This window comes from Halomonas garicola (genome assembly GCF_031935715.1).
In the GTDB taxonomy this organism is placed as follows: Bacteria; Pseudomonadota; Gammaproteobacteria; order Pseudomonadales; family Halomonadaceae; genus Vreelandella; species Vreelandella garicola.
Map to the genome: position 1 here is coordinate 1 of NZ_JASSZF010000014.1, position 23301 is coordinate 23301.

At 65.0% G+C, this 23301-nt stretch carries 19 protein-coding genes; 13 read left to right on the plus strand and 6 right to left on the minus strand.

Annotation, left to right across the window (positions count from 1 at the left end; all coding sequences use genetic code 11):
* The first annotated feature begins 254 nt into the window (after positions 1-254).
* The 4 genes from RS027_RS06730 (at position 255) to RS027_RS06745 (ending at position 6328) form a co-directional block, all read left to right on the plus strand.
* Positions 255-1967: an acyl-CoA dehydrogenase family protein gene (locus RS027_RS06730; protein ID WP_311955315.1), complete on the plus strand. Its 1713-nt coding sequence runs from the start codon at positions 255-257 to the stop codon at positions 1965-1967.
* A gap of 106 nt (positions 1968-2073) precedes the next feature.
* Entirely contained in the window at positions 2074-3264 is a 1191-nt protein-coding gene (locus RS027_RS06735) for an RtcB family protein (RefSeq protein WP_311955318.1), read from the plus strand.
* Positions 3265-3522: 258 nt separating this feature from the next.
* Positions 3523-4872: an 8-oxoguanine deaminase gene (locus tag RS027_RS06740; RefSeq protein WP_311955320.1), complete on the plus strand. Its 1350-nt coding sequence runs from the start codon at positions 3523-3525 to the stop codon at positions 4870-4872.
* A 97-nt stretch (positions 4873-4969) separates the two neighbouring features.
* Positions 4970-6328 carry a uracil-xanthine permease family protein gene (locus RS027_RS06745; protein WP_311955322.1) on the plus strand — a complete coding sequence of 453 codons (1359 nt, stop codon included), beginning with the start codon at positions 4970-4972 and terminating at the stop codon, positions 6326-6328.
* A gap of 47 nt (positions 6329-6375) precedes the next feature.
* On the opposite strand, the gene RS027_RS06750 is transcribed toward RS027_RS06745, so the two are convergent.
* Positions 6376-7071 (minus strand): MgtC/SapB family protein, encoded by a 696-nt coding sequence (locus RS027_RS06750; protein WP_311955324.1) that lies wholly within the window; start codon positions 7069-7071, stop codon positions 6376-6378.
* Positions 7072-7241: 170 nt separating this feature from the next.
* Positions 7242-8297 carry a cytochrome-c peroxidase gene (locus tag RS027_RS06755; RefSeq protein WP_311955326.1) on the minus strand — a complete coding sequence of 352 codons (1056 nt, stop codon included), beginning with the start codon at positions 8295-8297 and terminating at the stop codon, positions 7242-7244.
* 344 nt (positions 8298-8641) lie between these two features.
* Here RS027_RS06755 and RS027_RS06760 point away from each other — a divergent pair, with 344 nt between their 5' ends.
* From RS027_RS06760 to RS027_RS06775, 4 genes are all read left to right on the plus strand, one after another.
* A complete protein-coding gene (locus RS027_RS06760; protein WP_311955327.1) occupies positions 8642-9199 on the plus strand; it encodes a YfaZ family outer membrane protein in 558 nt (185 codons plus the stop codon).
* Positions 9200-9289: 90 nt separating this feature from the next.
* A complete protein-coding gene (locus tag RS027_RS06765) occupies positions 9290-10966 on the plus strand; it encodes a carbon starvation CstA family protein (protein WP_311955329.1) in 1677 nt (558 codons plus the stop codon).
* A 97-nt stretch (positions 10967-11063) separates the two neighbouring features.
* A complete protein-coding gene (locus tag RS027_RS06770) occupies positions 11064-11357 on the plus strand; it encodes a cory-CC-star protein (RefSeq protein WP_311955331.1) in 294 nt (97 codons plus the stop codon).
* 27 nt (positions 11358-11384) lie between these two features.
* A complete protein-coding gene (locus RS027_RS06775) occupies positions 11385-12392 on the plus strand; it encodes an ArsA family ATPase (RefSeq protein ID WP_311955333.1) in 1008 nt (335 codons plus the stop codon).
* Positions 12393-12447: 55 nt separating this feature from the next.
* Here the strand turns inward: RS027_RS06775 and RS027_RS06780 are convergent, their stop codons facing one another.
* Both RS027_RS06780 and RS027_RS06785 read right to left on the minus strand, forming a co-directional pair.
* Positions 12448-14031 (minus strand): FMN-binding glutamate synthase family protein, encoded by a 1584-nt coding sequence (locus RS027_RS06780; RefSeq protein ID WP_311955335.1) that lies wholly within the window; start codon positions 14029-14031, stop codon positions 12448-12450.
* Positions 14032-14183: 152 nt separating this feature from the next.
* Complete coding sequence (locus RS027_RS06785) at positions 14184-15185, minus strand: YeiH family protein (protein ID WP_311955337.1); 1002 nt, start codon at positions 15183-15185, stop codon at positions 14184-14186.
* A gap of 169 nt (positions 15186-15354) precedes the next feature.
* Here RS027_RS06785 and RS027_RS06790 point away from each other — a divergent pair, with 169 nt between their 5' ends.
* Positions 15355-16269 (plus strand): LysR substrate-binding domain-containing protein, encoded by a 915-nt coding sequence (locus tag RS027_RS06790; protein WP_311955338.1) that lies wholly within the window; start codon positions 15355-15357, stop codon positions 16267-16269.
* On the opposite strand, the gene RS027_RS06795 is transcribed toward RS027_RS06790, so the two are convergent.
* Positions 16258-16866, minus strand: coding sequence for a CDP-alcohol phosphatidyltransferase family protein (locus tag RS027_RS06795; RefSeq protein WP_311955339.1), 609 nt, complete (start codon positions 16864-16866; stop codon positions 16258-16260). The two genes, RS027_RS06790 and RS027_RS06795, sit on opposite strands and share 12 nt — an antisense overlap.
* Before the next feature lie 77 nt (positions 16867-16943).
* Here RS027_RS06795 and RS027_RS06800 point away from each other — a divergent pair, with 77 nt between their 5' ends.
* The 4 genes from RS027_RS06800 (at position 16944) to RS027_RS06815 (ending at position 22493) form a co-directional block, all read left to right on the plus strand.
* Positions 16944-18101: an exonuclease SbcCD subunit D gene (locus RS027_RS06800; protein WP_311955341.1), complete on the plus strand. Its 1158-nt coding sequence runs from the start codon at positions 16944-16946 to the stop codon at positions 18099-18101.
* Positions 18098-21157 (plus strand): AAA family ATPase, encoded by a 3060-nt coding sequence (locus RS027_RS06805; RefSeq protein WP_311955344.1) that lies wholly within the window; start codon positions 18098-18100, stop codon positions 21155-21157. The genes RS027_RS06800 and RS027_RS06805 overlap by 4 nt, the downstream gene beginning before the upstream one ends.
* 109 nt (positions 21158-21266) lie before the next feature.
* Positions 21267-22004: a tellurite resistance TerB family protein gene (locus tag RS027_RS06810; protein ID WP_311955346.1), complete on the plus strand. Its 738-nt coding sequence runs from the start codon at positions 21267-21269 to the stop codon at positions 22002-22004.
* A complete protein-coding gene (locus tag RS027_RS06815; RefSeq protein WP_311955348.1) occupies positions 22005-22493 on the plus strand; it encodes a phosphatidylglycerophosphatase A family protein in 489 nt (162 codons plus the stop codon).
* A 9-nt stretch (positions 22494-22502) separates the two neighbouring features.
* On the opposite strand, the gene msrA is transcribed toward RS027_RS06815, so the two are convergent.
* Entirely contained in the window at positions 22503-23144 is a 642-nt protein-coding gene (msrA, locus tag RS027_RS06820; RefSeq protein WP_376717586.1) for a peptide-methionine (S)-S-oxide reductase MsrA, read from the minus strand.
* Positions 23145-23301: the final 157 nt, after the last annotated feature.

The window sequence follows — 23301 nt, forward strand, 5'->3', positions numbered from 1 at the left end:
CAGAAAATCAAGAAGTTCCGGCGGTTATCTACACGCTATGAGCGACTGGCAAGAAACTACCAGTCACTCCTCTGCCTCGTGTCAGCCGCCATATGGCTGGCCTAATTGTTAACGCCCCCTAGGGTAATAAAAGAGGGGGAGGCTGGCAAACCGCCGCCGGGCCCTTTGCTAGCCTGAGAGTCTAAAGATGATTAAGAGAATCGGGAAAACGGCCCCGATTTATTCAAGGCACCGATAACAACAGGGTGATCACGATGGCGAACTATCCGGCGGATAAAAACCGCGTGCTCAATAGCAGCTACAGAAGCAGCGCTAACTTTTATACCAGCGATGTAATGCTGCAGGATTTTTTAAGGCGAAAGCTCTCTGCGGAAGCCTACGAAGCAATTAAAGGGAGGCTTAAGCAAACGGGGAAGACGGCGGCCCTGGAAATGGATGCTTTATCCCTGAAAGCCGATCGCCAGGGTCCCAGGCTCAATAAGCGCGACGCCTGGGGGGTGGCACTCGATCAGGTCGAGTTTCATCCCGCCTACCATCGCCTGATGGATATTGCGGTGGAAAGCGGAATGCTGACGGTCAAGTGGAGCCCGGAGTGGAGAAAGCGATTTCCCCGGGAGCGCCACCTGATGAGCTTTGGCATTAGCTCACTCTACGCCCTGGCAGAAACCGGAGCGTATTGTCCGCTGTGCATGACCGACGGGGCGGCCGTGCTCATCGATCAGTTTTGCGACGAAGAGGATAAGGCGCGCCTGCTGCCTGCGATTTACACCTCCACTTTTGCCGAGATGAAAACCGGGGCCATGTACCTGACGGAAAAGGCGGGCGGGTCTGACGTCGGCGCGACGCTTGCGGTGGCCGAGCACCTGGAAGGCAAAACGTACGCGCTGACCGGGGAAAAATGGTTTTGCAGCAACGCCAACGGGGATATTGCCTTTGTTCTGGCGCGGACTAACTCCAATAAACCCCGTCCTGATAAAACCCGCCCGGATCAAAAAGGTACGTCCGGTCTTTCCATTTTCCTGGTGGAAAAAGCGCTGCCCGATGGCACAAAGAATCCGATGGAGATCATCCGGCTGAAAGACAAGCTGGGCGTGCGCTCCATGGCCAGCGCCGAGATTATGCTGCAGGAAACGCGGGGGACACTGGTCGGCGAGGAAGGCCAGGGGTTTAAGATCATGACGGCCATGATCAATCTTTCCCGGGTGTATAACTCGATGGCCGCCCACTCGGCGTCCAAGCGCGCTCTGATCGAGGCCTATCAGTTTTTAACGGGGCGCGACACCTTTGGCAAGAACGCCCTGGAACATCCGCTTGTCCGCAAAAAGCTGGCGGAGCTGGCCGCCCTGAATACCGCCTGCTTTTATCTGGTGTGGCGCGCCGTCGAAGCGCTGGATAGCCAGGATGAAGACGAGGCCAGCCTGCTTCGGCTGCTGACGCCCATGGTCAAGAAGTGGTCGGCAGAAGTTGGCGTTTACCTGACGCGCGAAGCCATGGAGCTAATGGGCGGTATCGGCTATATCGAAGATCAGGTTATGCCCAAGCTGATGCGCGACGTCATGGTGCTGCCCATCTGGGAAGGGGCCGGCAACATCATGCTGCTCGATATGCTTCGCGCTTCGGGGAAGTCGAAAGGGCTCGCCGTGATGCTGGAAAAAATCGAACGCGCCGCCTCCGACCCGGCGCACGGCGACTGGATAAAACAGGAAAGCGAGACGCTGACGGCGTACTCGAAGGAACTTTTCGCGATGGATAGCGAAGCCATGCAGTATAACGCCCCCGCCTTTTTTAACCGACTTACGCGCCTGTTTCAGATGAGCGTCATGATCGAGGCGCGCGACGGTGCCAATGCGCCATGGATCGAGCCGACGCTTCAGTATTTACGCCGTCACGCCGAAGGCGAAACGCTAACCCCTGAATCGGTGCCGTCAAGGGAGGTAATAGAAGAAATGTTAGCCTGGAAGGCGTAATCGATACGCCAAGGCGCGGTCGTCGGCCCCGCCGTGCGGCACGGTAGAGGAGATTTTAAAGAAAGTTTTAAAGGAGATTTTAAAGAAAGTTGGAAAGGAGGTTTGGATGACACAGAAAAGCATCAGGCCGTTTTCGGGAAAGGCAGTGATCGATACCGAGACGCTGCCGATCAAGCTGTGGCTCGATGAGAAGGCGCTGGGGCAGGGGGCGCTGGATCAGGCCCGGGATCTGGCCAATCTGCCCTATGCCTTTCGTCATATCGCCATCATGCCCGATAGCCACCAGGGCTACGGTATGCCCATTGGCGGGGTGCTCGCCACCCGGGACGCTATCGTCCCCAACGCCGCGGGCGTGGATATCGGCTGCGGCATGGGTTCGCTGCGAACGGACCTTGACGATATCGGCACGGCGGAGCTGAAAGCGATCATGAAACAGGTCCGAAAGACCGTCCCCGTGGGGTCGGCGCACCACAAAACGCCCCAGGACGATGCCTGGATGCCCGAGCGTCAAGGCGAGCTGCCCGTGGTCAATCAGCAGTACGAAAGAGCGCTTTATCAGCTGGGCACCCTGGGCGGCGGCAACCACTTCATCGAAGTGCAGAAAGGCTCGGACGGCTATATCTGGATCATGGTCCACTCCGGCTCGCGCAACCTGGGCTTCACCGTGGCCAGCCACTATCACGAGGTGGCAAAAAGCCTGAACGAAGCCGACGGAGATCCGCTGCCGCCGGACCTGTCGCACCTGCCAAATACGTCCGAATTCTTCGCTCTGTATCGGGATGAAATGAACTACTGCCTCGAGTTTGCCCTGGCCAACCGGCAGCTGATGATGGAGCGGGTCAAGCAGGCCTTTGTCGATGTGCTGGGCGATGTCGACTTCTCGCACTTTATCAACAAGCCCCACAACTTCGCCGCCGAGGAGGAGCATTTCGGCGAGCGGGTGATGGTTCACCGCAAGGGGGCGACCCGGGCCCGGGCCGGCGAGTGGGGCATGATCCCCGGGTCCCAGGGCACGCGCTCCTTTCTGGTCACGGGCAAGGGCGAGGCCTATTCCTTCCACTCCTGCTCCCACGGCGCGGGGCGGGTGATGAGCCGGGCCCGAGCGCGCAAGACGCTGGATTTCAAGGCGGAGGTGAAGCGGCTCAAGGAGCAGGGGGTGCTTCACGCCCTGCGCGGGCGCAAGGATCTGGATGAGGCCCCGGGCTCGTACAAGGATATCGACACGGTCATGCGCAACCAGACCGACCTCGTCGACGTCCAGGTCGAGCTTGCGCCGCTGGCCGTGGTCAAGGGGTGATATCGAGGGGAGCCAGAGTGCGGCTAAAGTCGATAGGCGAACGGCTAAGCCGGTAGTTGACCTTTTGGTCAGCTTTGCATGACACTCGACCTGTCGTGAGTGCACAACAAGCCGCAAAGACGGTATACAACGCCTGACGACAAGACCTCTAGACAAAACGACTGCCACCGGCATTGTGCAAGGCACCTGAACCACCGAGCCGTGGGTAACCCTTCGTCGCGGTAAAAGGGCGGTCTTTCCCGAGCCGAGGAAAGTGTCATGACTGATAGCTCCCGCACCCTCTGGGTGCGTAACCCGCTGGCCTGCCTGGATGACGACGCGCGCGGCGGCGTGGTGATACGCGATTCGCGCATCGTCGAGAAAGTCGCCGCCGGGGCGCAGCCGGCATCGCCGGTAGACGAGGTGTTCGATGCCTCCCGGCACGTGCTGCTGCCGGGACTGGTGAATACCCACCACCATTTTTACCAGACCCTGACCCGGGCCTATTCGCCGGCGCTGAACAAGGCGCTGTTTCCCTGGCTAACCACGCTTTACGACGTCTGGGCCGAGCTCGACGAAGACCAGCTGGGCCTGGCAAGCGAGCTTGCCATGGTGGAGCTTCTGCTCTCCGGCTGTACCACCGTGGCCGACCACCACTACGTGTTTTCCGGCAAGCTCACCGGCGCCATTGACCGCCAGGTCGAGACCGCCGAGACGCTTGGCGTGCGCGCTTCGCTGACCCGGGGCTCGATGAGCGTAGGCCAGGAAGACGGCGGGCTGCCGCCGCAGTCCGTGGTGCAGGATGAGGCGACGATCCTTGCCGACAGCGAGCGGCTGATCGAGCGCTATCACCAGCGCGGCGACGGCGCCATGATCACCGTGGCGCTGGCGCCGTGCTCGCCGTTTTCCGTGAGCCGCGAGCTGATGCGCGAAAGCGCCCAGCTGGCCCGGGAAAAGGACGTGCGCCTGCATACCCACCTGGCGGAAACCGCCGACGAAACCGCCTACTGCGAAAAGCTCTTCGGCATGCGCCCGCTGGACTACGTCGAAGACTGCGGCTGGCTGTCCGATCGCACCTGGCTTGCTCACGGCATCCATTTCAACGACGACGAGATCCGCCGCCTGGGCCGGGCGGGCACCGGCATTGCCCACTGCCCGTCGTCCAACATGGTGCTGGGCTCGGGAATGTGCCGCACCCTTGAGCTTGAGCGCGCCGGCGCGCCGGTGGGTATCGCCGTGGACGGCTCGGCTTCCAACGACCACTCCAACCTCGCCGAAGAAATGCGCCAGGCCCTGCTGCTCGGGCGGCTGCATTACGGCGCCGATCAGCTATCTCACGAGACGGTGCTGCGCTGGGCCACCCAGGGCAGCGCGGCCTGCCTGGGGCGCAGCGACATCGGCGGGCTCGAGCCCGGCCAGCAGGCGGACCTGGCGCTTTTCACCCTGGACGAGGCGCGCTTCTCCGGCGCGGAAAACCCGCTGGCCGCGCTTTTGCTGTGCGGTGCCCACCGGGCCGACCGGGTGATGGTGGCCGGCCGTTGGAAGGTGATGAACGGCGAACCCTGCGGCGTGGACCTTGACGCGCTGCTGCACCGCCACGACGCGGCGGCCCGCCGGCTGCGAAGCTGAGCCCCGTCGCGACGATGCCTAACCGCTGATTTCTTACCGCTACAGCACGTCGACAACAGCAAGACAACAACAACGCCAACCGGCAGGAGATATTGCCATGTCTGATGCGAACGCAGCACCCGAGGATGCCACGGCAGCCGAACCTAAACCCGTGCGCAGCACCCATGACGTCAACGCCATGCCGCCTTTGGGGCGCGCCATACCGCTGGGCATTCAGCACGTGCTGGCGATGTTTGTGAGCAACGTCGCGGTGCCCATTATCATCGCCAACGCCGCGGATCTGTCCGAGGCCAAAACCACGCTGATGATCCAGGCGGCGATGTTCGTCGCCGGGGTGGCAACGCTTATTCAGTCGCTGGGCATTGGCCGCATCGGCGCGCGGCTGCCCATTGTCATGGGGACGAGCTTCGGCTTTGTGCCCATCCTCATTCCCATTGCCGTGGGCATGGGCGTGCCCGCCGCGCTGGGGGCCGCACTCTGCGGCGGCATTGCCATGGCGGTGGTGGGGCTGCTGCTGCCCTGGTTCCGCTTTCTTTTTCCGCCGGTGGTCACGGGCACCTTCGTGATCATGATCGGGGTGCTGCTCATGCCGGTGGCTTTCTCCCACGTGGGCGGCGGCTTCGGCGTGAGCGACTTCGGCGCGCCGCGCCACCTTCTCATGGCGGCGGTGGTGCTGGTGGTGACCCTGGGCATGCACCAGTTCGGCCGTGGGATCTGGTCGGAAATCGCCCCGCTTGCCGGGCTTTTGCTGGGCTACGTGGTCGCGCTGCTGATGGGCGCGGTGGATTTTGCAAGCGTCGGCGAGGCGGAGTGGTTTTCGCTGCCCGTGCCGCTGGCTATCGGTATCGAGTTCAAACTGGCGGCGATCCTGCCCATTGTGCTGCTGTCGCTGGTGACCTGTGCTGAGTCCATCGGCGATATCGTCGGTACCACGGCGGGCGGGCTTAACCGCGAGCCCACGCAGCGGGAGCTTTCCGGCGGCGTCATGGCCGACGGGCTGTGCAGCGTCTTTGCCGCCATCTTCAACGCCTACCCGCAGATCAGCTTCAGCCAGAACGTGGGCGTGGTGGCGCTGACCGGGGTAGTCAGCCGCTACGTGGTGGCCATCGGCGGCACCTTCCTGATGCTTGCCGGGCTCTTCCCCAAGCTGGGCGGCGTGGTGTCGAGCATTCCCGATGCGGTACTCGGCGGGGCCGTGCTGATCATGTTCGGCATGATCGCGAGCGCCGGCATCAAGATGCTCAGCGGCATCGATTTCAACAAGCGCAACATGGTGATTATCGGGCTGTCGCTGTCGGCGGCGATTGGCCTGCCGGCCCAGGAAGAGCTGTTCGCCACCTACTCGGAAAACGTGCGCGCGATCATCGAGTCGGGCCTGATCCCCGGCGCGCTGATCGCCATCGTGCTCAATCTGGTGCTGCCGCACGACAGGGAGAGCGTCGGCGAAAGCGCCTAGCGCCGCCGAAAGAGAAGCGCCCGCCTTTATGACGGGCGCTTTTGGCTTTAGCCGCCGGACGGCGTCAGGCGGTATTCCACAATGGTCTGCGACTGGCGCAGGGTCGCCGCCAGCCGGGCCAGGTTCTTGTGGCCGTGGGTTTGCAGCACCATGGAATAGTGGAACAGCTGGCCGTTTTTGCTCAGCCGGTAGCTCATGGTCTTGACTTTGCAGCCGTGGCGAGCGATCAGGGCGCGCACCTGGTCTTCGTCTTCCACGGCGTCGATGGGATAGCAGATTTCGTGGTCGGCAAAGAGCTCGGTGGGAATGAGCGACTCCACCCGGCGGAACAGCGAAAGCGTCAACAGCGTCGCCACCGTGGCGACCACCGCGGGCAAAAGAAAGCCCACGCCGTAAAGGATACCCAGCACCGAGGTCATCCAGATCGAGGCGGCGGTGGTCAGCCCGTGTACCGTGAGCCCTTCCTTGAAGATGACCCCGGCGCCGAGAAAGCCGATGCCGGTCATGATGCCCTGGGACATGCGGGTGGGGTCGGCGCGGATCGACGACATCGGCAGGCTGGGGTCGAGCCACTGGGCCTGGTGGGTGGAAAGCAGCATCAGCAGCGCCGAGGCGGCGCACACCAGCGCGTGGGTGCGAAACCCCGCCGGGCGGCCGTGAAAGCTGCGTTCAAGGCCGATCAGGCTGCCCGCCAGCCAGGCAGCGCCAAGGTAGAGCAGCAGGGTCGTGGTGTCGTCGGACATGGCAGGCTCCTGAAGCGCGCGGAAGAAACGCCGCTTGAGCAGCGTTGGGTCATCAAGTCACTCAGTTATCAAAACGTAGCATAATGCGGCGCTACGCCAGCTGCCAGTGCCGCCAAACAAAACGGGCAGCCAGGGCTGCCCGTACGGGAGAAACGGTCGGAGGACCGGCGTTACGGCGTCGGCGCACTGGGGTCCGGGCGCGGCGTGGCGTCGGTGCTCGGCGGCAGCTCGGGGTAGGTGATGCTCGGCACGTCGCCGGTCAGCGTGTGCAGGAAGGCGGTGATGTCGGTGACTTCCTCCTCGCCAAGCTCGGCCCCGAGCTGGGCGGTGCCCATCACGGCCACGGCCTCTTCCAGGTCCCAGACGGCGCCGGAGTGGAAGTAGGGCGCGGTCAGCGCGATGTTGCGCAGCGGCGCGGCGCGGAACACGTATTCGTCCGACTCGGTTTCGGTCACCGCAAAGCGGCCCTTGTCGCCGCTGGGGAGAATCTTGCCGTCCGGGCGGGCAACAAGGCCAAACGGATAGTAGTTCTGGCCGCCCAGGTTGATGCCGCTATGGCAGGAGACGCAGCCCTTGTCCATGAACAGCGAAAGCCCGCGCTGCTCCTGGGTATCGAGGGCGTTGGTGTCGCCGCGCAGGTAGCGGTCGAAGGGCGCGTCGGGGGTGATCAGCGTGGCCTCAAAGGCTTCGATGGCGGTGGCCATGCGGTCGAAGGAAACCGGATTTTCTTCGCCGGGGAAGGCTCGGCGGAAGCGCTCGACGTACTCGGGCATGCTGTTAAGCGTGTCTTCAACGCGCTTTGGGGTGCTGCTCATTTCCACGCCGGCCTGTACCGGGCCCTTGGCCTGTTCGGCCAGGTCGGCGGCGCGGCCGTCCCAGAACTGGGCGGCGTTGAACACGGCGTTATACACCGTGGGCGAGTTGCGCGGGCCCTTCTGCCAGCCGTGGCCGATGGCAACCGGCAGGTAGTCATGGCCGCCCATGCCCACGTTGTGGCAGGTGTTGCAGCTGATCAGGTGGCTGGCCGACAGGCGCGGCTCGAAAAACAGCATTTTGCCCAGGGTGATCTTGTCGTCGGTCATTTCGTTGCCGTCGATCACCGGCGGGTACTTAGGGATGGGGCTGAACTGCTTAGCGGCGCGCTCTTGCAGCTCGTCGGCGCCGGCGCCGGCGGCCAATACCAGTAGGCCAGCAGCGGCCAGCGTCCCCAGTGTGCGGTGTGCCATGGAGTGCTCCCTTGATTTTATGCTTCACGGTGCTGCGCGCACGGCGTTACGCGACCGCGACGGGCATCGCGTGCCGTGCTTTTTTTAATGCGTTCTTAACCTTGAAGATAACCCAAAAGGGGTAGTTTTAAAGCCGTTGGCGTCAGAAATCCGTAGTTTCCTTGACGTATATCAATAAGCCTTGCCGGCGAGCATGGGGAAGTGATGGCCAACGGTAAGTCAGAAAACGTCTTTTTGCCCGCACTTTACCCGCAATAAACATGCGTGCGTGTATGATAGTTGGGCTTCGTGCCCGGTGCTCAGGCGCCGGCTGTCTTTCGCTTGTTTTTCAGGAAATCCAAGTCATGTTGAAACAATCCGCTGTGCTGCTGGCGTCGACAACGGCGCTGTTTGCCTTCAGCCAGAGCGCCATGGCGCTGAGCGTCTCGGCCAATGCCCACCAGGACGGCTACGGCGTCCAGGCAAGCCAGAGTATATTGCCCACCGTGCGCGCCGGCGCGGGGTACTTCACCTCGGATGACAGCGGCCACCATGCGGATATTTATTCCGGCTCGCTGATGTTTTCACCGCCCTTGCCGATAGCCGACGTCGAAGTCGGCGCCCGTTACCAGTACCAGGACACCTACTACGGTGACGGCGGCGGCGTGGGGATCGGCGGCTCGGTGTTTGTGCCCACGCCGGTGCCGCTGCTCAGAGTTGGCGGCTACGGCTTTTATACCCCGGAAGGCTTGACCCACGGCAATCTCAAGGAGAGCTACGACTACGGCGCCGAGGCGCGTATCAAGCTGACGTCGCAGACCTACGCGTTCGGCGGCTACCGCTACTACCGCACGCAGTTTGACCACCAGAGCACCCGAACCCTGGACCGCGGAACGGTCTTTGGCATTAGCGTAGGCTTTTAAGCCGGCGCCGGCGGGTGGTTGACGCCGGGGTGGGCGTCTGCGACATATGAGGGTTCACAACAAAACCGCAATCCGTGAAGGGAACCGTTCATGAGTGCAGTTATTATATTGGCGCTGGGCCTTGCCGCGATGGCGCTTGGGTACCTGGTGTACTCGAAGTTTATCGCCGAGAAGATATTCCGGCTGGATCCGGACTTTCAAACCCCGGCCCACGAGTTCGAAGACGGCGTGGACTTCGTGCCCACCAATCGCTACGTGCTCTGGGGTCACCACTTTACCTCGGTGGCCGGTGCCGCGCCCATTGTGGGACCCGCCATTGCGGTGATCTGGGGCTGGCTGCCGGCTTTTCTGTGGGTGGTGTTCGGCACGGTGCTGTTCGCCGGCGTGCACGATACCGGCGCGGTCTGGGCCAGCGTGCGCAACAAGGCGCGCTCGGTGGGGGCGCTCACCGGCGACGTGGTCGGCAAGCGCGCGCGCAGCGTGTTCATGATCGTCATCTTTTTGCTCCTGCTGATGGTCAACGCGGTGTTTGCCGTGGTCATCGCCGGGCTGATGATGAAATACCCAAGCGCGGTGGTGCCGGTGTGGGGTGCGATTGCGGTGGCGCTGGTGATCGGCCAGCTGATCTACCGGCGGATTCTTAGCCTGGCCGTGGTCTCGGTCATCGGCGTGGTGGCGCTGTACGCGCTGATCGGCATTGGCCCCTCGGTGCCGGTGCAGATGCCCGAGCAGGTAGGCGCGATGTCGGGCAACGCGGTGTGGATTTTGATCCTGTTTGGCTACGCGGCGATTGCTTCGCTTTTACCGGTGTGGATGCTTTTGCAGCCCCGGGACTACATTAACGGCCTGCAGCTGTTCATCGGCCTGATCATCCTTTACGGCGCGCTGGTGGTGTTCAACCCCACCCTGGTTGCGCCCATGGTCAACGCCGACGTGCCCGAAGGCGCACCGCCCATGCTGCCGCTGCTGTTTGTCACCATTGCCTGCGGGGCAATTTCCGGCTTCCACGGGCTGGTCGCCGGCGGTACCACCTCCAAGCAGCTGAACAAGGAAACCGACGCGCGCTTTGTCGGCTACTTCGGCGCCGTGGGCGAGGGCATGCTGGCGCTGGGCGCGATCCTTGCGGCCACCGCGGGCTTTGCCACCTACGGCGACTGGAGCGCGATGTACGACGCCTTCGGCAAGGGTGGCGTCAACGCCTTCGTCGACGGCGGCGCCTACATCATCAACAGCGGCCTCGGTCTGCCCGAAACCACCGCGGCGACGCTTCTCACCGTGATGGCGGCCCTCTTTGCCGGCACCACCATGGATACCGGCCTGCGCCTGCAGCGCTACATCTTCCAGGAGTGGGGCGAGATCTATAACCAGCAGTGGATGAAAAAGCCGGCCGTGGCTACGCTCCTGGCGGTGGTAACCTGCCTGGTGCTGGCCTTCGGCGCGGGGGCCGACGGCTCCGGCGGGCTGCTCATCTGGCCGCTGTTTGGCACCACCAACCAGCTGCTGGCGGGGCTCACGCTGCTGGTGGTCTCGGTGATGCTTATGCGCCTGGGGCGGCCGGTGTGGTACACCGTAGCACCGCTGATCTTTTTGCTGGTGATGACGGTGCTGGCGCTGTTCATCCAGCTGAAAAGCTTCTATGAGGCGGACAACTACTTCCTGCTGGGGCTGGATATCGTGGTGCTGATCGCCTCGATTCTGGTCGCCCTGGAGTGTGCCGCCACGCTCAAGCGCCTGCGTCAGGAAAAAGCCGAACAGGCTGCCGAATAGCGCAGCATCGGCTGCGGTATGTTATGCAAGGCGGCCTGCGGGCCGCCTTTTTTGCGTTACCATGCAAGGGGTAAAACGCTTTTATGCGGGAGGACGCATGCCTGACGACGCCGACCTGACCCGGCGGGAAAAGCTCAGGGCCTGGCTGGGCCGGGCCCGCTACCTGGCCGAAGAATACTACAGCGCCCCCTACCGGGGCGCTATCGCACGCGCCAAGCGCGACGAAGACGACCTGTTCATGCTGATGGTGTTTTCCGAGCTGATGGGCGTGCCCAACCCCGTGGGGTATTACACCCTGGAGCTGCAGCCGCTGATGCTCGAGCGCTTCCACGACTGGCATTTGCGCATGGGCATGGAGCATTCGCCCCTGGATGAGATGCGCTGCTGCTGAAACGCCTGATAACGCAGAAGGCCAATCATGAAAGAACTTCTCGACCGCCGCCTGCTTTGGGTAGGCGGCAAGGGCGGCGTGGGGAAAACCAGCGTCGCGGCGTCGCTTGCGCTGCTGGCGGCCGGCCGCGGGCGCAACGTGCTGGTGGTATCCACCGACCCGGCGCACAGCCTGGGCGACGTGTTTGACCACGACCTGGGCGATGCGCCGCGCCGGCTGGCGCCGGGGCTTGATGCCATGGAGATCGACCCCGGCGCCGAGGTTGAAGCGCATCTGAAGCGCGTCACCGGTCAGATGCGCCGCTTTACCGTGCCGCGGATGATGGACGAGATGGAGCGCCAGATGCGCCTGTCGCGACAGTCGCCGGGTACCCAGGAGGCGGCGCTGCTGGAGCGCATCGCCCGGCTGGTGGTGGACGAAGGCGAAGATTACGATCTGATCGTGTTTGACACCGCGCCTACCGGCCACACCCTGCGCCTGTTGAGCCTGCCCGAGGCCATGGCGGCCTGGACCGACGGGCTTTTATCCCACAGTCGCAAGTCCGAGGAGCTGGGCAAAGTGCTCAAGCACTTAACGCCCAAGGGCGGACAGGACGTGGCCTCGCCCTTTGCCGACCCGGCCAACGAAAACGAAAGCGATCTCGACGACCGCGCCCGCTCCATCGCCGAGACGCTCAAGCGCCGCCGGCGGCTGTTTATGCAGGCGCGCCGGGCGGTGGAGGACAAAAGCGTGAGCAATTTTGTGTTCGTGCTGACGCCCGAGCGGCTGCCGATTCTGGAAACCGTGCGCTCGGTTGAGGCGCTGAAGGAGGCGGGGATTCCGGTGGCCGCCACCCTGGTTAACCGGGTGCTTCCGGCAAGCGCCGACGGCGAGTTTTTACGCCGCCGCCGGGAGCAGGAGGCGCAGTACCTTGAGCGCATTGACCGCGAACTTGCCGGCTACCCGTGCCCCCAGCTGCCCCTGCTGGCAACCGATATCCAGGGGCTTGAGGCGCTCGAGGAGCTGGCCGGCCACCTGGAAGCCGCCGGGTTTTAAGCGCTTGAGCGCCGGGGTGTGAGTTGAGGGTTTGAGACGAGTGGTCGGATCGAGCTTAGAAATGCTCGGCCCGGGCCATCTCCCAGGCCTCGGCGTATTCGACCGGCACGTCGCCTCTGAGGAAGGCGCCGGACTCCACCCGGGGGTGGAGGTAAACGCAGGAGCGCGACGGGCCTTTTTGCGAACGGCGATACACGTGCTGGGGCCCCAGCTCGTCGGGACTGTCGAGCCCCAGAGTGCCGACGATGTCCATGAACGAGGCCACGGTGGCCTTGTGGTAGTTGTGCACCTGTTTTGACTTGGCTTCCACGTCCAGCGAGCGGGTGCGCGCCGGATCCTGGGTGGCAACGCCGGTGGGGCAGGTGTTGGCGTGGCAGCGCAGCGCCTGAATGCAGCCCACCGAAAACATGAACGCCCGGGCGGCGTTGCACATGTCGGCGCCCAGAGCGAGCTTTTCCACCATGTCAAAGCCCATGGCCACCTTGCCGCTGGCGATCACGGTAATCTCTTCGCGCTTGCCGATGCCCCGAAGGCAGTTATGCACAAAGGGCAGCGCCTCGTTGATGTAGGTGCCGATGAAGTCAGAAAACTCCGTGGGGGCGGCGCCGGTGCCGCCCTCGGCGCCGTCCACGGTGATGAAGTCGGGGACGATGCCGGTTTCCAGCATGGCCTTGCACACCGCCATGAACTCGTGGTGGCGGCCCAGGCACAGCTTGAAGCCCACCGGCTTGCCGCCGCTCAGCTCGCGCAGGCGCTGGAGAAACTGGAGCATGCCCGCCGGGGAGTCGAACTCCGGATGGCTCGCCGGTGAGGCGCAGTCCTTGCCCACGGGTATATGCCGGGTGCTGGCAATTTCGCGGTTGACCTTGGTGCCGGGCAAGAGCCCGCCGTGGCCGGGCTTGGCCCCCTGGGAGAGCTTGAGTTCGATCATCTTGACCTGATCAAGGGTGGCCTTTTGCGCAAAGCTTTCGGCGTTGAACGAGCCGTCGTCGTTGCGACAGCCAAAGTAGGCGCTGGCGATTTCCCAGATCAGGTCGCCGCCGTGGGCCTCGTGGTAGGGGCTGATGGCGCCTTCGCCGGTGTCCTGGGCAAAGTCGCCGAGCTTGGCGCCTTTGTTCATCGCTGCCACGGCGTTGGCGGAAAGCGAGCCGAAGCTCATGGCGGAAATGTTCAGCCGCGAGGAGTCATACGGCCGAGTGCACTGGGCGTTGCCGATGGTCAGCCGGGCATGGCGAATATGCACGGTTTTGGGCGCCATGGAATGCTGGACGAAGTGAAAGCCGGTGTCCTCCATGTCACGCCGGGTGCCGAACGGCGAGGTGGCTCCCTGACCTTTGGCCCGGGAGTTGACGATCTCTCGCTGGGAGCGGTTGAACGGCCGGCCGCTGAGGTCGGATTCGAAGAAATACTGGCGCATTTCCGGGCGGATGAACTCGAACAGATAGCGCAAATGGCCGACGATGGGGTAGTTGCGCAGCACGTTGCTGTGCGAGTTGAGATCCCACGCCCCCAGCGCCCCAAGCGCCGGCAGTACGCACCACAGCCACAGCCACTGGGGCGCCTGGAAGGCAAGAAGAACACCCAGAAGGGCCGAAAGAATCAGGAACGCGTAGTAAATTACTTTTGGCTTGCCAAACATGAGACCCCTCAAACACCGGTGTTTAACGTGCTACTCAAAGTACCTGCGTATAGTGCGCGTCTGCGCTGGAACCTTCAATTCATTGGCCGATGGCGATAAAAAAAGCGGCCGCTGGGGCCGCTTCAGGTAGGGGTGTCCGACTGGGGCCGGCGTTAGCCCATCAGCAAAAGGCTTGCCGCGCCGCCGCCGCCGATCAGCAGGGCGAACAGAATAAGGCCGAGAATGAACGGGCGGATACCCAGCGCACGGAGCTTTTCGATGCGGGTTTCAAAGCCCAGTGCGGCCATGGCCATGGCCAGGCCGAGCTGGCCGCCCAGCACCAGAGTGTCGTGCAGTACGGCGGGCAGGGGCAGCACGCTGTTGACGCCGACCATGGCCATGAAGCCGAAGGCAAACCAGGGAATCGGCAGCTTGGCCGCCTCGCCGCCCTCTGTGGCCTGGGCGGCATTCTTGCGCAGCCACCACTGGCCGACGATGAGCAGGAAGGGGATCAGCAGCATCACCCGGACCAGCTTGACCACAATGGCGTTGGTCAACGCTTCGGGGCCAACCGCGTCGCCGGCGGCGACCACCTGTGCCACTTCGTGGACGGTGGCGCCGATGTACACGCCGTAGAGGCCTTCGGTCATGTGCAGGACCGAGTAGAGCAGCGGGTGAACGAGCATCGCCAGGGTGCCGAACAGGACCACCGTGGCGACCGCCATGGACGCCGCCGCCGGCCGCGAGCGGATGGTGGTTTCCGTTGCCAGCACCGCCGCTGCGCCGCAGATCGCGCTGCCGGCGCTGGTCAGCAGGGTGGTTTCACGGTCCATGCCCAGAAGGCGCGTGCCGATGAAATAGCCCGCGGTCACCACGCAGCTGATGACGATGATATCCAGCAGGATGATTTTCGGCCCCAGGTGGAAAACCTGCTGCACGGTGAGCGAAAAGCCGAATAGCACGATACCGCCGCGTAAAAGCCAGCGGGTGGCAAATTTGAGCCCCGGCTGGGCGGAGGAGGCAAGTCCGCGGGCGATGGGCAGGTTACCCAGCACCAGCCCCAGCAGCAGGGAAAATACCAGCGGGCTGACGCCGCTCTCGGCAATGCCGGGCAGCAGCGAGATACCAAAGCCCGCAAGGGTTAGGGCGGCGCACAGAAACAGGCCTTGCCACATGACGTTACTCCTGAAAAATGAAATCTGTGGCTCAGTCTATGCGCTGAACGGTTATATGATTATCGTAAAATAACTATATGACTGTTCGGTAAAACCGATAAGATCGACAGCCCATCGTTGCTTTTTTCCGATTAGCTACGTCATTCACCGCACCGGAGAGCGCGCCGCCATGCGCCACGCCGTTACTTTTCGCCAGCTGGAAGTCTTTGTTGCCGTCACCCGGGAAGGCACGGTGGTGGCCGCCGCCCGGGCGCTGCGCCTGTCCCAGTCGGCCACCAGCCAGGCGCTGGGCGACCTGGAGCGCCACCTGGGCGTGGCGCTTTTCGAGCGGCTGGGGCGCCGGCTGCGCCTGAACGACATGGGCCGGGCGCTGCTCCCCCGGGCCGAGCGCCTGCTCGACGGCATGGCGGACTTCGTCGCCGCCGCCGAAGAGCCCGACGGCACCCTGCAGGGCACGCTCAACGTCTCGGCAAGCGCCACCGTGGGCACCTATCTGCTGCCGCCCCTGGCCGGGCGCTTCAGCGATACCCATCCGGGGGCCGATTTGCGCCTTAAACTGCGCAACACCGGCGAGGTCGTCAACGACCTGCTGCGCTTCGACGCCGACCTGGGGCTGATCGAAGGGCTCTGCCACGAGCCCCGGCTGCAAAGCGAGGCCTGGTGCGAAGACCGCCTGGTGATTATTGTCGCGCCCGACCATCCGCTGGCGCAAAAGCCGGCGCCCGGGGTCAGCGATGCCGAGCTTGCCAGGGCCCAGTGGATCCTTCGCGAGAACGGCTCGGGCACCCGGGAGATCTTTGAAGCGGCCGCGCTTGGCCACGTCAAGCAGCTCAACGTGCGCATGGAGCTGAGCCAGCACGAGGCCATCAAGCAGGCGGTCAAGGCCGGGTTTGGGCTTGGCTGCCTGTCCCGGCTGAGCGTCGCCGGCGAGCTGGCCCGGGGCGAGCTGGTGGCGCTTGAAAGCGAGCTTGCGCTATCGCGGACGTTTTCGCTGGTGTGGCACCCGGAGCGCTACAGAAGCCCGCTGTGGCAGGCGTTCAAGGTGTATCTGGTCGAGCAGCGCGACACGGCGCTAGCGGCGTAGGGCGCGGTAGCCGCCCCACAGCCGGGTGGCGGTGGTGACCAGGCAGGCCAGGGCAAACAGCGTGGCCAGCCAGGCAAAGTGCTCGGGAAACAGGCAGAACAGCGTAAGCGCGACCACGGTTTCGGTGCCTTCGGTGAGTCCTTCCATGTAATAGAAGGCCTTTTGCGGAAAGCGCGGGCGCTTTATGCCGCGCCGATTGGCAGCAATGGCAAAGGCCAGAAACGACGTCCCGGTGCCGATAAAGGCCAGCAGCAAAAACGCCGCGGCGAGCGCATTGGCCGCCGGGTCGGCCAGGGCAAAGCCGAACACCACCGCGGCGTAGAAGACGAAATCCAGCCCGATGTCGAGAAAACCGCCGGCATCGCTGGTTTCGCCGGCAAGCCGGGCAAGCGCCCCGTCCAGGCCGTCGCCCAGGCGGTTGAGCGCAATTGCCACAAGCGCCCAGCCGTAGTATTCAAGCGCCAGCAGCGGCAGGGCGAGCATGCCGATGACAAAGGCACCGAGCGTTACCTGGTCCGGCGTCACCCGGCCGTAGAACCGGCGGGCGATCCGCTCAAGCGGGCGGTGGGTCAGCGGCATGATGAAGCGGTCGAGCATGGCGGCGTTCCTTGTATTCTGCGGGCTTGAAGGGCGCTAGACTGGCGCCACACGATACACCACTCACGGGGGCCGGGATGCGCCTATTGCACACTGCCGACTGGCATCTGGGCCGGTTGCTGCATAATCTTTCGCTGCTGGAAGACCAGCGCGCCGTTCTTGATCAGCTGCTGGAGGTGGTCGACCGCGAACGGATCGACGCCGTGCTCATCGCCGGCGACGTCTATGACCGCTCGGTGCCGCCGGCCGCGGCGGTGGCGCTGCTGGACGCGGTGCTGCACGCGCTGTGCGAAACGCGCGGCGTAGCGGTGGTGATGATTTCCGGCAACCACGACGGCGCCCGCCGGCTGGGCTTTGGCTCGCGCCAGCTGCGCCAGTCCGGGCTGCATATTCTCTCTACGCTGGACGCTATCGCTGACCCGGTGACGCTTGCGGCCGGCGGCGTTGAGGTTGATATCTACGGCATCCCCTACGCCGACCCCGAGCAGGTGCGCAGCCATTTCGGCGTTGACGTGCGCGACTTCGACGCCGCCCACCGCTACCTGCTGGAGCGCATCGACGCGCAGCGCGACCCCGACCGCCGGGCGGTGCTCATGAGCCACTGTTTCGTCGCCGGCGGCAGCGCCTCGGATTCCGAACGGCCCTTGAGCCTGGGCGGCGCGGAAAGCGTCGCCTGGGAGCCCATGCGCGGGTTCGACTACGTTGCTCTTGGCCACCTGCACGGCCCCCAGTATCGCGGCGAGGCGCACATCCGCTACAGCGGCTCGCTGCTGAAGTACAGCTTCTCCGAAGCCCCCCATACCAAGGGCGTTACCCTGGTGGATGTGGACGCCACCGGCGCGGTGGACATCAAGCCCGTGGCGCTGGCGCCGGTTCGCGACGTGCGCGTGCTGGAAGGCGAGCTGGACGACGTCATCGCCGGCGCAGCCCTTGACCCCGCTCCGGACGACTACCTGCTGGTACGCCTCACCGACCGCTACGCCATCCTCGACCCCATGGGCAAGCTGCGCGCGGTCTACCCCAACGTGCTGCATCTGGAAAAGCCCGGCATGCTGGCCCCAGCCGGCGAAGCGCCCAGGGCGCGGCGGCACGGCGGGCTGGACGCCCTGGCGCTGTTCGGCGATTTTTTCCAGCAGGTCAGCGGCGAGGCGCTGGATGACGATCAGAAAGCCGCCGTCGAGGGCCTGATCGGGCGCCTGGAGCGCGAAGAGCGCGACGAGGAGGGCGTGACATGACGCCCCTGGCGCTTACCCTTCAGGCTTTCGGCCCTTTTGCCGCCACCCAGACGCTGGACTTTGCCGCGCTGGGGCAAAGCCCGCTGTTTTTGATCAACGGCCCCACCGGTGCGGGCAAGAGCTCGATTCTCGACGCCCTGTGCTTTGCCCTGTACGGCCAGACCACGGGCAACGAGCGCGAGCCCGCCCAGATGCGCTGCGACCAGGCCGCCGACGGCCTGCTGACCGAGGTCACCCTCGACTTTCGCCTGCGCGGGACGAACTACCGGATCCGCCGGGTGCCCCAGCAGGAGCGCCCCAAGGCGCGGGGCGAAGGCACTACCACGCATCAGCCCGAAGCCCAGCTGTGGCGGCTCGATGCCGACGGCGAGGTGGACGAGTGCCTGGTCGCGCGCAAGGTGAACGACGCCACCGCCGAAGTGCAGGCGCTGTTGGGGCTGGATGCCAAGCAGTTCCGCCAGGTCATGGTGCTGCCCCAGGGCCAGTTTCGCGAGCTGCTGCTGGCAAGCTCCGCCGACCGCGAGCAGATTTTTGCCCGGCTGTTTCAGACCCACCTGTTTTCCCGCATTGAGGATCAGCTCGGCGAGCGGGCCCGGGGCATTACCCGAGAGGTGAACGACCACCGCCAGCGCATGCAGGGTATCCTCGACGCCCGCGAAGTGGAAAGCGAAGCCGCGCTTGACGACGCCCTGGCGGCGCTCGCCCCCGAGGAAAAGGCCGCCGGGGAGGCGCTGACCCAGGCAAGGACGGCGCGCCAGCGCGCCGAGCGCGATGAGCAGACCGGTCAGGAGTACCAGGCGCTGTTCGACCAGCAGCGGGAGCACGAAGCCGCCCGTGCCGATCACCTGAAGAATGAGGCGCGGGTGGAAGATGCGCGGGAGCGGCTCAAGGCCCACGAGCAGACCCGGACCCTTGCCGCGCCGTTCAGCGCTCGCCATAGGGCGCAGGAGGAAGCCGCCGACGCCGAGCGCACGCTCGAGCAGGAAATCGCGGCCGTATCCGCCCAGGAAAAGGACGCCGCCGCCGCGCAGGAGGCGCTTGCCAGCGCGCAAAAGAAGTACGACGGCCTCGCCGAGCTGCGAAAGCAAGAGCAGATGCTGATCCGGGCGCTCGAGCAGCGCCGGGACCTGGCGGAGAACGAAAAGCAGCGCGACGCCGCCCAAAGCGAATGGCGCCGGCAGGCTCAGCGGTACGAGGCGCTCGAAACGCAGCGCGAGGCCACCAGGCAGCAGGGCGAAACGCAGGGGGAGGCGATCCGCCAGGCGGGAGACGAGCAGCAGACGCTTGCCGGCAGCGGGGAAGCGCTGAACCACCTCCAGGCGCAGTATCGAAAGCGCCAGCAGCTGGACGAGCACGACGGCCGGCGCCCGGCGCTGGCCGCCACGCTGAAAGAGGCCACGGCCGAAGGGGAAAAGCACGCCGCAGAGACGGCCCGCCTCAGCGCGAACGCTGACCGCCAGGCGCTGCGCTGGCATCAGAGTCAGGCGGCCTTGCTCGCCGCCAGGCTGGTGCCGGCGTCGCCGTGCCCGGTGTGCGGCAGCCTGGAACACCCCGCGCCGGCCAAGCAGGACGGCGAGACGGTGGCCGAAGACGCCGTCAAGGAGGCGCGCCGGGATTACGAAGCGGCGCTCGATGCCGAGCATCAGGCCGCCCACCGGGCGAAGATGCTCCAGCAGCGCCTTGAGCACCACGATACCCGGCGCCACGAATGCGCCGCCGAGCTTGGCGGCCGCGCAGAGATAACGCTCGAGGCGCTGGGCCGCGAGTGCGAGGACAAGCGCCGGGAAAGCGCGCGCTATACCGAGCTTGCCGCGTACGTGGCGCAACAGCAGCAGGCGCTGGCCGGGCTGCGCCGGGACTGGCGCGACCAGGACGAGGCGCTTAAAAAGCTCGCCCCGGCGCTGGAGGCGGCCAAGAGCGACTATCAGCAGTGGGAAGGGAAGTGCGAACAGCTGCGCCAGGCGCTGGCTGACGGCGAGACCGCGCCCGAGGCGCTGGCGAAGCAGCGCGACGACGTTCGCGACGAGATAACTCGGCGAGAAAACGCCTGGCAGCAGGCAGGGGAAAGCGCGCAGCGGGCGGCTACTGCCCTGGCCCGGGGGGAGGCCGCCCGGGACGCCGCGCAGAAGCGGATGAATACCGCCGCCGAGGCGCGGCGGCAGGCAGAGGCGGACTGGCAGCAGGCTCTTGCCCGGAGTGTCTTTGACGATGAGGACGCCTTTTTGCAGGCGCGGCTGGACGACGCCACCGGCGAGCGGCTGGCCGCCGAGGTCGAGCACTACCGCGACCGGCTGACCCGGCTGGAAAGCCTGCTGGAGGCGGGCCGCGCGCGCCTTGAGGGGGTAGTGCAGCCGGATCTTGACGCGCTGAAGAAGAGGGCTGAAGGAGCCTGCGCCGACGAAGCCCGGCTCGATGCCGAATGGCGCCGGCTGAACGCGCGGCTTGATCAGTTCCAAAAGGCTCGGCAGCAGCTGGACCAGGCCCGGGAGCAGCAGCGGGTGCTGGAAGACGAGTACCGCGTGTGGGGCACGCTGAGCGAAGTGGCCAACGGGCGCACCGGCCAGCGCGTGAGCCTGCAGCGGTTTGTGCTTGGGGTGCTGCTCGACGACGTGCTGCGGCAGGCCTCGGCGCGGCTGGTGCGCATGAGCCGCGGGCGCTATCAGCTGGTGCGTCGGGAGGAGCCGAGTAAAGGCAACCGCGCTTCGGGGCTGGAGCTTGACGTCACCGACACCTATACCGGCAAGAACCGCCCGGCGGCCACGCTTTCCGGCGGCGAGTCGTTCATGGCGGCGCTGGCGCTGGCGCTGGGGCTTTCCGACGTAGTTCAGGCCTGGGCCGGTGGCATTCAGCTGGAGACCCTGTTCATCGACGAGGGCTTCGGCAGCCTGGATCAGGACGCGCTGGATCAGGCCATCGCCACCCTGGTGGAGCTGCAGCGGGGCGGGCGCATGATCGGCATCATTTCCCACATCAGCGAGCTGAAAGAGCAGATGCCGCTGCGTATTGAGGTCAGCGCCGGCCGCCGGGGCAGCACGGTGGCCGTGCACGGCAGCTGACCCGACGGGCGCTTGCGTTTAATCAGCGCTGGTAAAACGGCTGGCTTTCGCGGGGCTGACCCTTCACGGTAACGGGCTTTTGGCCAGGTTGATCCTTGAGGAGACGTCTATGAACGCAAGCAGAATTTTTCAGCAGATCATGAAGCAGGCCGGCGGCCAGAGCGGTAGCCAGGGGGATAGCCAGGGTGATAGCCAGAGCAGCAGCGGCTCGGGCGTCAAGGACGTGGTGGACGGCCTCTCCCGGCAGCTGGGCGGCGGCGGTTCCGGCAGCGGGGTCGACATGAAAAGCCTGCTGGGCGGCGGCGCCCTGGGCGCGCTGGTAGGCTCCAAAGGCGGGCGCAGGATGGGTGGCAAGGCGCTCAAGTACGGCGCCATTGCCGGGGTCGGGGCGCTTGCCTGGAAGGCCTGGAAAAGCTCGCAGCAGTCTTCTTCGGGCGACGAGGGTGGCCAGGAAGACGGCAATGACCGTGTCGAGGTGCTCGACGGCGACGTTCAGGAGCGCCGCAGTCTGGAGCTGCTCAAGGCCATGATCATGGCCGCCCGGGCCGACGGCCACATCGACGAGCAGGAGCAGGCGCTGATTTCCGGGCAGATCGAAGACATGGGCGCCGACGAGGAGCTCAACCGCTGGGTCGAGCAAACCCTCGAGGCGCCGCTGGACGCCGAGGCCCTGGCCAGCGAAGCCGATTCGCCCCAGGCCGCCCGGGAAATGTATCTGGTCAGCGTAGCCGTGGTGGACGAGCAGAACCCCATGGAGCGCGCCTGGCTCGACCAGCTCGGCAGCGCCCTCGGGCTTGGCGATGACGTCACCGCCGAACTCGAGCGCCAGGCGCAGCAGGCCAACTGATTGGACACCTTGACGCTATGGCTGGCAACGGGGCTTGGCGTCGGCTTCATGCCGGTCGCCCCGGGAACGTTCGGCTCGCTGTGGGGGCTGCCGCTGGCGTGGTGGCTGGGCGCGAAAGCGCCCGGGCGCCAGGCGACCCTTATCGCGATCATGGCGCTGCTGGCGGTGCCGGTATGCCACTGGGCCTCGGCGCAGTACTTTGCCGGCGGCGATGCCGGAAGCATCGTGCTCGACGAGATCGTGGCGTTTCCGCTGGCGCTTTTGGGGCTTACGCTTTCGGGGAGGCCCGCCGCGCGGCAGCTGCCCTGGCTGGCGCTGGCCTTCGGGCTGTTTCGCGTCTTTGATGCGCTCAAACCGCCGCCGGTCAGCTGGGCGGAGGTGCTTCCCGGCGGGGTCGGTATCGTCGCCGATGACCTTGTCGCCGCCGGGCTTGCCTGGCTGTGCATGGCGCTGCTGATACGCGCCTGGCGGCGCTATCGCCGCGCCTGACAGGGCAGGCTAGTCAAAGGTGGGGCCGCCGGCCTCGTCGCCCCAGACCTCTTCCAGGCGGTCATCGCGGCCGCAGCGGAAGCGGTAGAACTTGTAGCGCAGCGGGTTTTTCTCGTAATAGTTCTGGTGGTAGTCCTCGGCGTCCCAGAAGGCGCCGGCGGACGAGAGCTCCGTGGCAATCGGCTGGTCGAAGCGTTCCTGCATCTCGGCTAGCGACGCTTCGGCGAGCTCCCGCTGGCGCTCGTCCTGATAGAAAATAGCCGAACGGTACTGGGGGCCGCTGTCGCAGAACTGACGGTCTTCGGCGAAGGGGTCGACGTTGCGCCAGAAAATGTCCAGCAGCTCGGCGTAGTCGATCGCGTCGGGGTCGTAGGTGATTTTAACCGCCTCGGCGTGGCCGGTGCCGCCGCGCGAGACGTCGTCATAGCCGGGGTTTTCCAGCTCGCCGCCGATGTAGCCCGAGGTTGTTGAGGTAACGCCGGGCTGGCGATCGTAGGGCGGCTCCATGCACCAGAAGCAGCCGCCGGCAAAAATCGCCGTGCTGAGGCCGTCGGCCGCGGTGCCTGAGTCATTGGCGGCGTAGGCCATGGGGGCCGCCAGGCCGGCGGCAAGCAGGCCGGCAAGCGGCAGGGAACGAAGAAATAACGGCATGGGGGCTCCTGTGGCGCGGGGCGCCGGCGTGGGGTGTTTGACACTCTGCAAGTGTACGGGGTTCTTTTCCTGTATCATATTTGTATATGAATGGGCCTGACAATAATATTTTATGGTTGATGTTGACGCGCGTCCGGGGAAAGGCCATGATGCGCTC

Bases quoted from the DNA above. Each gene is read 5' to 3' on its own strand.
- RS027_RS06730 (WP_311955315.1), top strand. From the start codon at position 255: ATGGCGAACTATCCGGCGGATAAAAACCGCGTGCTCAATAGCAGCTAC.
- RS027_RS06735 (WP_311955318.1), top strand. From the start codon at position 2,074: ATGACACAGAAAAGCATCAGGCCGTTTTCGGGAAAGGCAGTGATCGAT.
- RS027_RS06740 (WP_311955320.1), top strand. From the start codon at position 3,523: ATGACTGATAGCTCCCGCACCCTCTGGGTGCGTAACCCGCTGGCCTGC.
- RS027_RS06745 (WP_311955322.1), top strand. From the start codon at position 4,970: ATGTCTGATGCGAACGCAGCACCCGAGGATGCCACGGCAGCCGAACCT.
- RS027_RS06750 (WP_311955324.1), bottom strand. From the start codon at position 7,071: ATGTCCGACGACACCACGACCCTGCTGCTCTACCTTGGCGCTGCCTGG.
- RS027_RS06755 (WP_311955326.1), bottom strand. From the start codon at position 8,297: ATGGCACACCGCACACTGGGGACGCTGGCCGCTGCTGGCCTACTGGTA.
- RS027_RS06760 (WP_311955327.1), top strand. From the start codon at position 8,642: ATGTTGAAACAATCCGCTGTGCTGCTGGCGTCGACAACGGCGCTGTTT.
- RS027_RS06765 (WP_311955329.1), top strand. From the start codon at position 9,290: ATGAGTGCAGTTATTATATTGGCGCTGGGCCTTGCCGCGATGGCGCTT.
- RS027_RS06770 (WP_311955331.1), top strand. From the start codon at position 11,064: ATGCCTGACGACGCCGACCTGACCCGGCGGGAAAAGCTCAGGGCCTGG.
- RS027_RS06775 (WP_311955333.1), top strand. From the start codon at position 11,385: ATGAAAGAACTTCTCGACCGCCGCCTGCTTTGGGTAGGCGGCAAGGGC.
- RS027_RS06780 (WP_311955335.1), bottom strand. From the start codon at position 14,031: ATGTTTGGCAAGCCAAAAGTAATTTACTACGCGTTCCTGATTCTTTCG.
- RS027_RS06785 (WP_311955337.1), bottom strand. From the start codon at position 15,185: ATGTGGCAAGGCCTGTTTCTGTGCGCCGCCCTAACCCTTGCGGGCTTT.
- RS027_RS06790 (WP_311955338.1), top strand. From the start codon at position 15,355: ATGCGCCACGCCGTTACTTTTCGCCAGCTGGAAGTCTTTGTTGCCGTC.
- RS027_RS06795 (WP_311955339.1), bottom strand. From the start codon at position 16,866: ATGCTCGACCGCTTCATCATGCCGCTGACCCACCGCCCGCTTGAGCGG.
- RS027_RS06800 (WP_311955341.1), top strand. From the start codon at position 16,944: ATGCGCCTATTGCACACTGCCGACTGGCATCTGGGCCGGTTGCTGCAT.
- RS027_RS06805 (WP_311955344.1), top strand. From the start codon at position 18,098: ATGACGCCCCTGGCGCTTACCCTTCAGGCTTTCGGCCCTTTTGCCGCC.
- RS027_RS06810 (WP_311955346.1), top strand. From the start codon at position 21,267: ATGAACGCAAGCAGAATTTTTCAGCAGATCATGAAGCAGGCCGGCGGC.
- msrA (WP_376717586.1), bottom strand. From the start codon at position 23,144: ATGCCGTTATTTCTTCGTTCCCTGCCGCTTGCCGGCCTGCTTGCCGCC.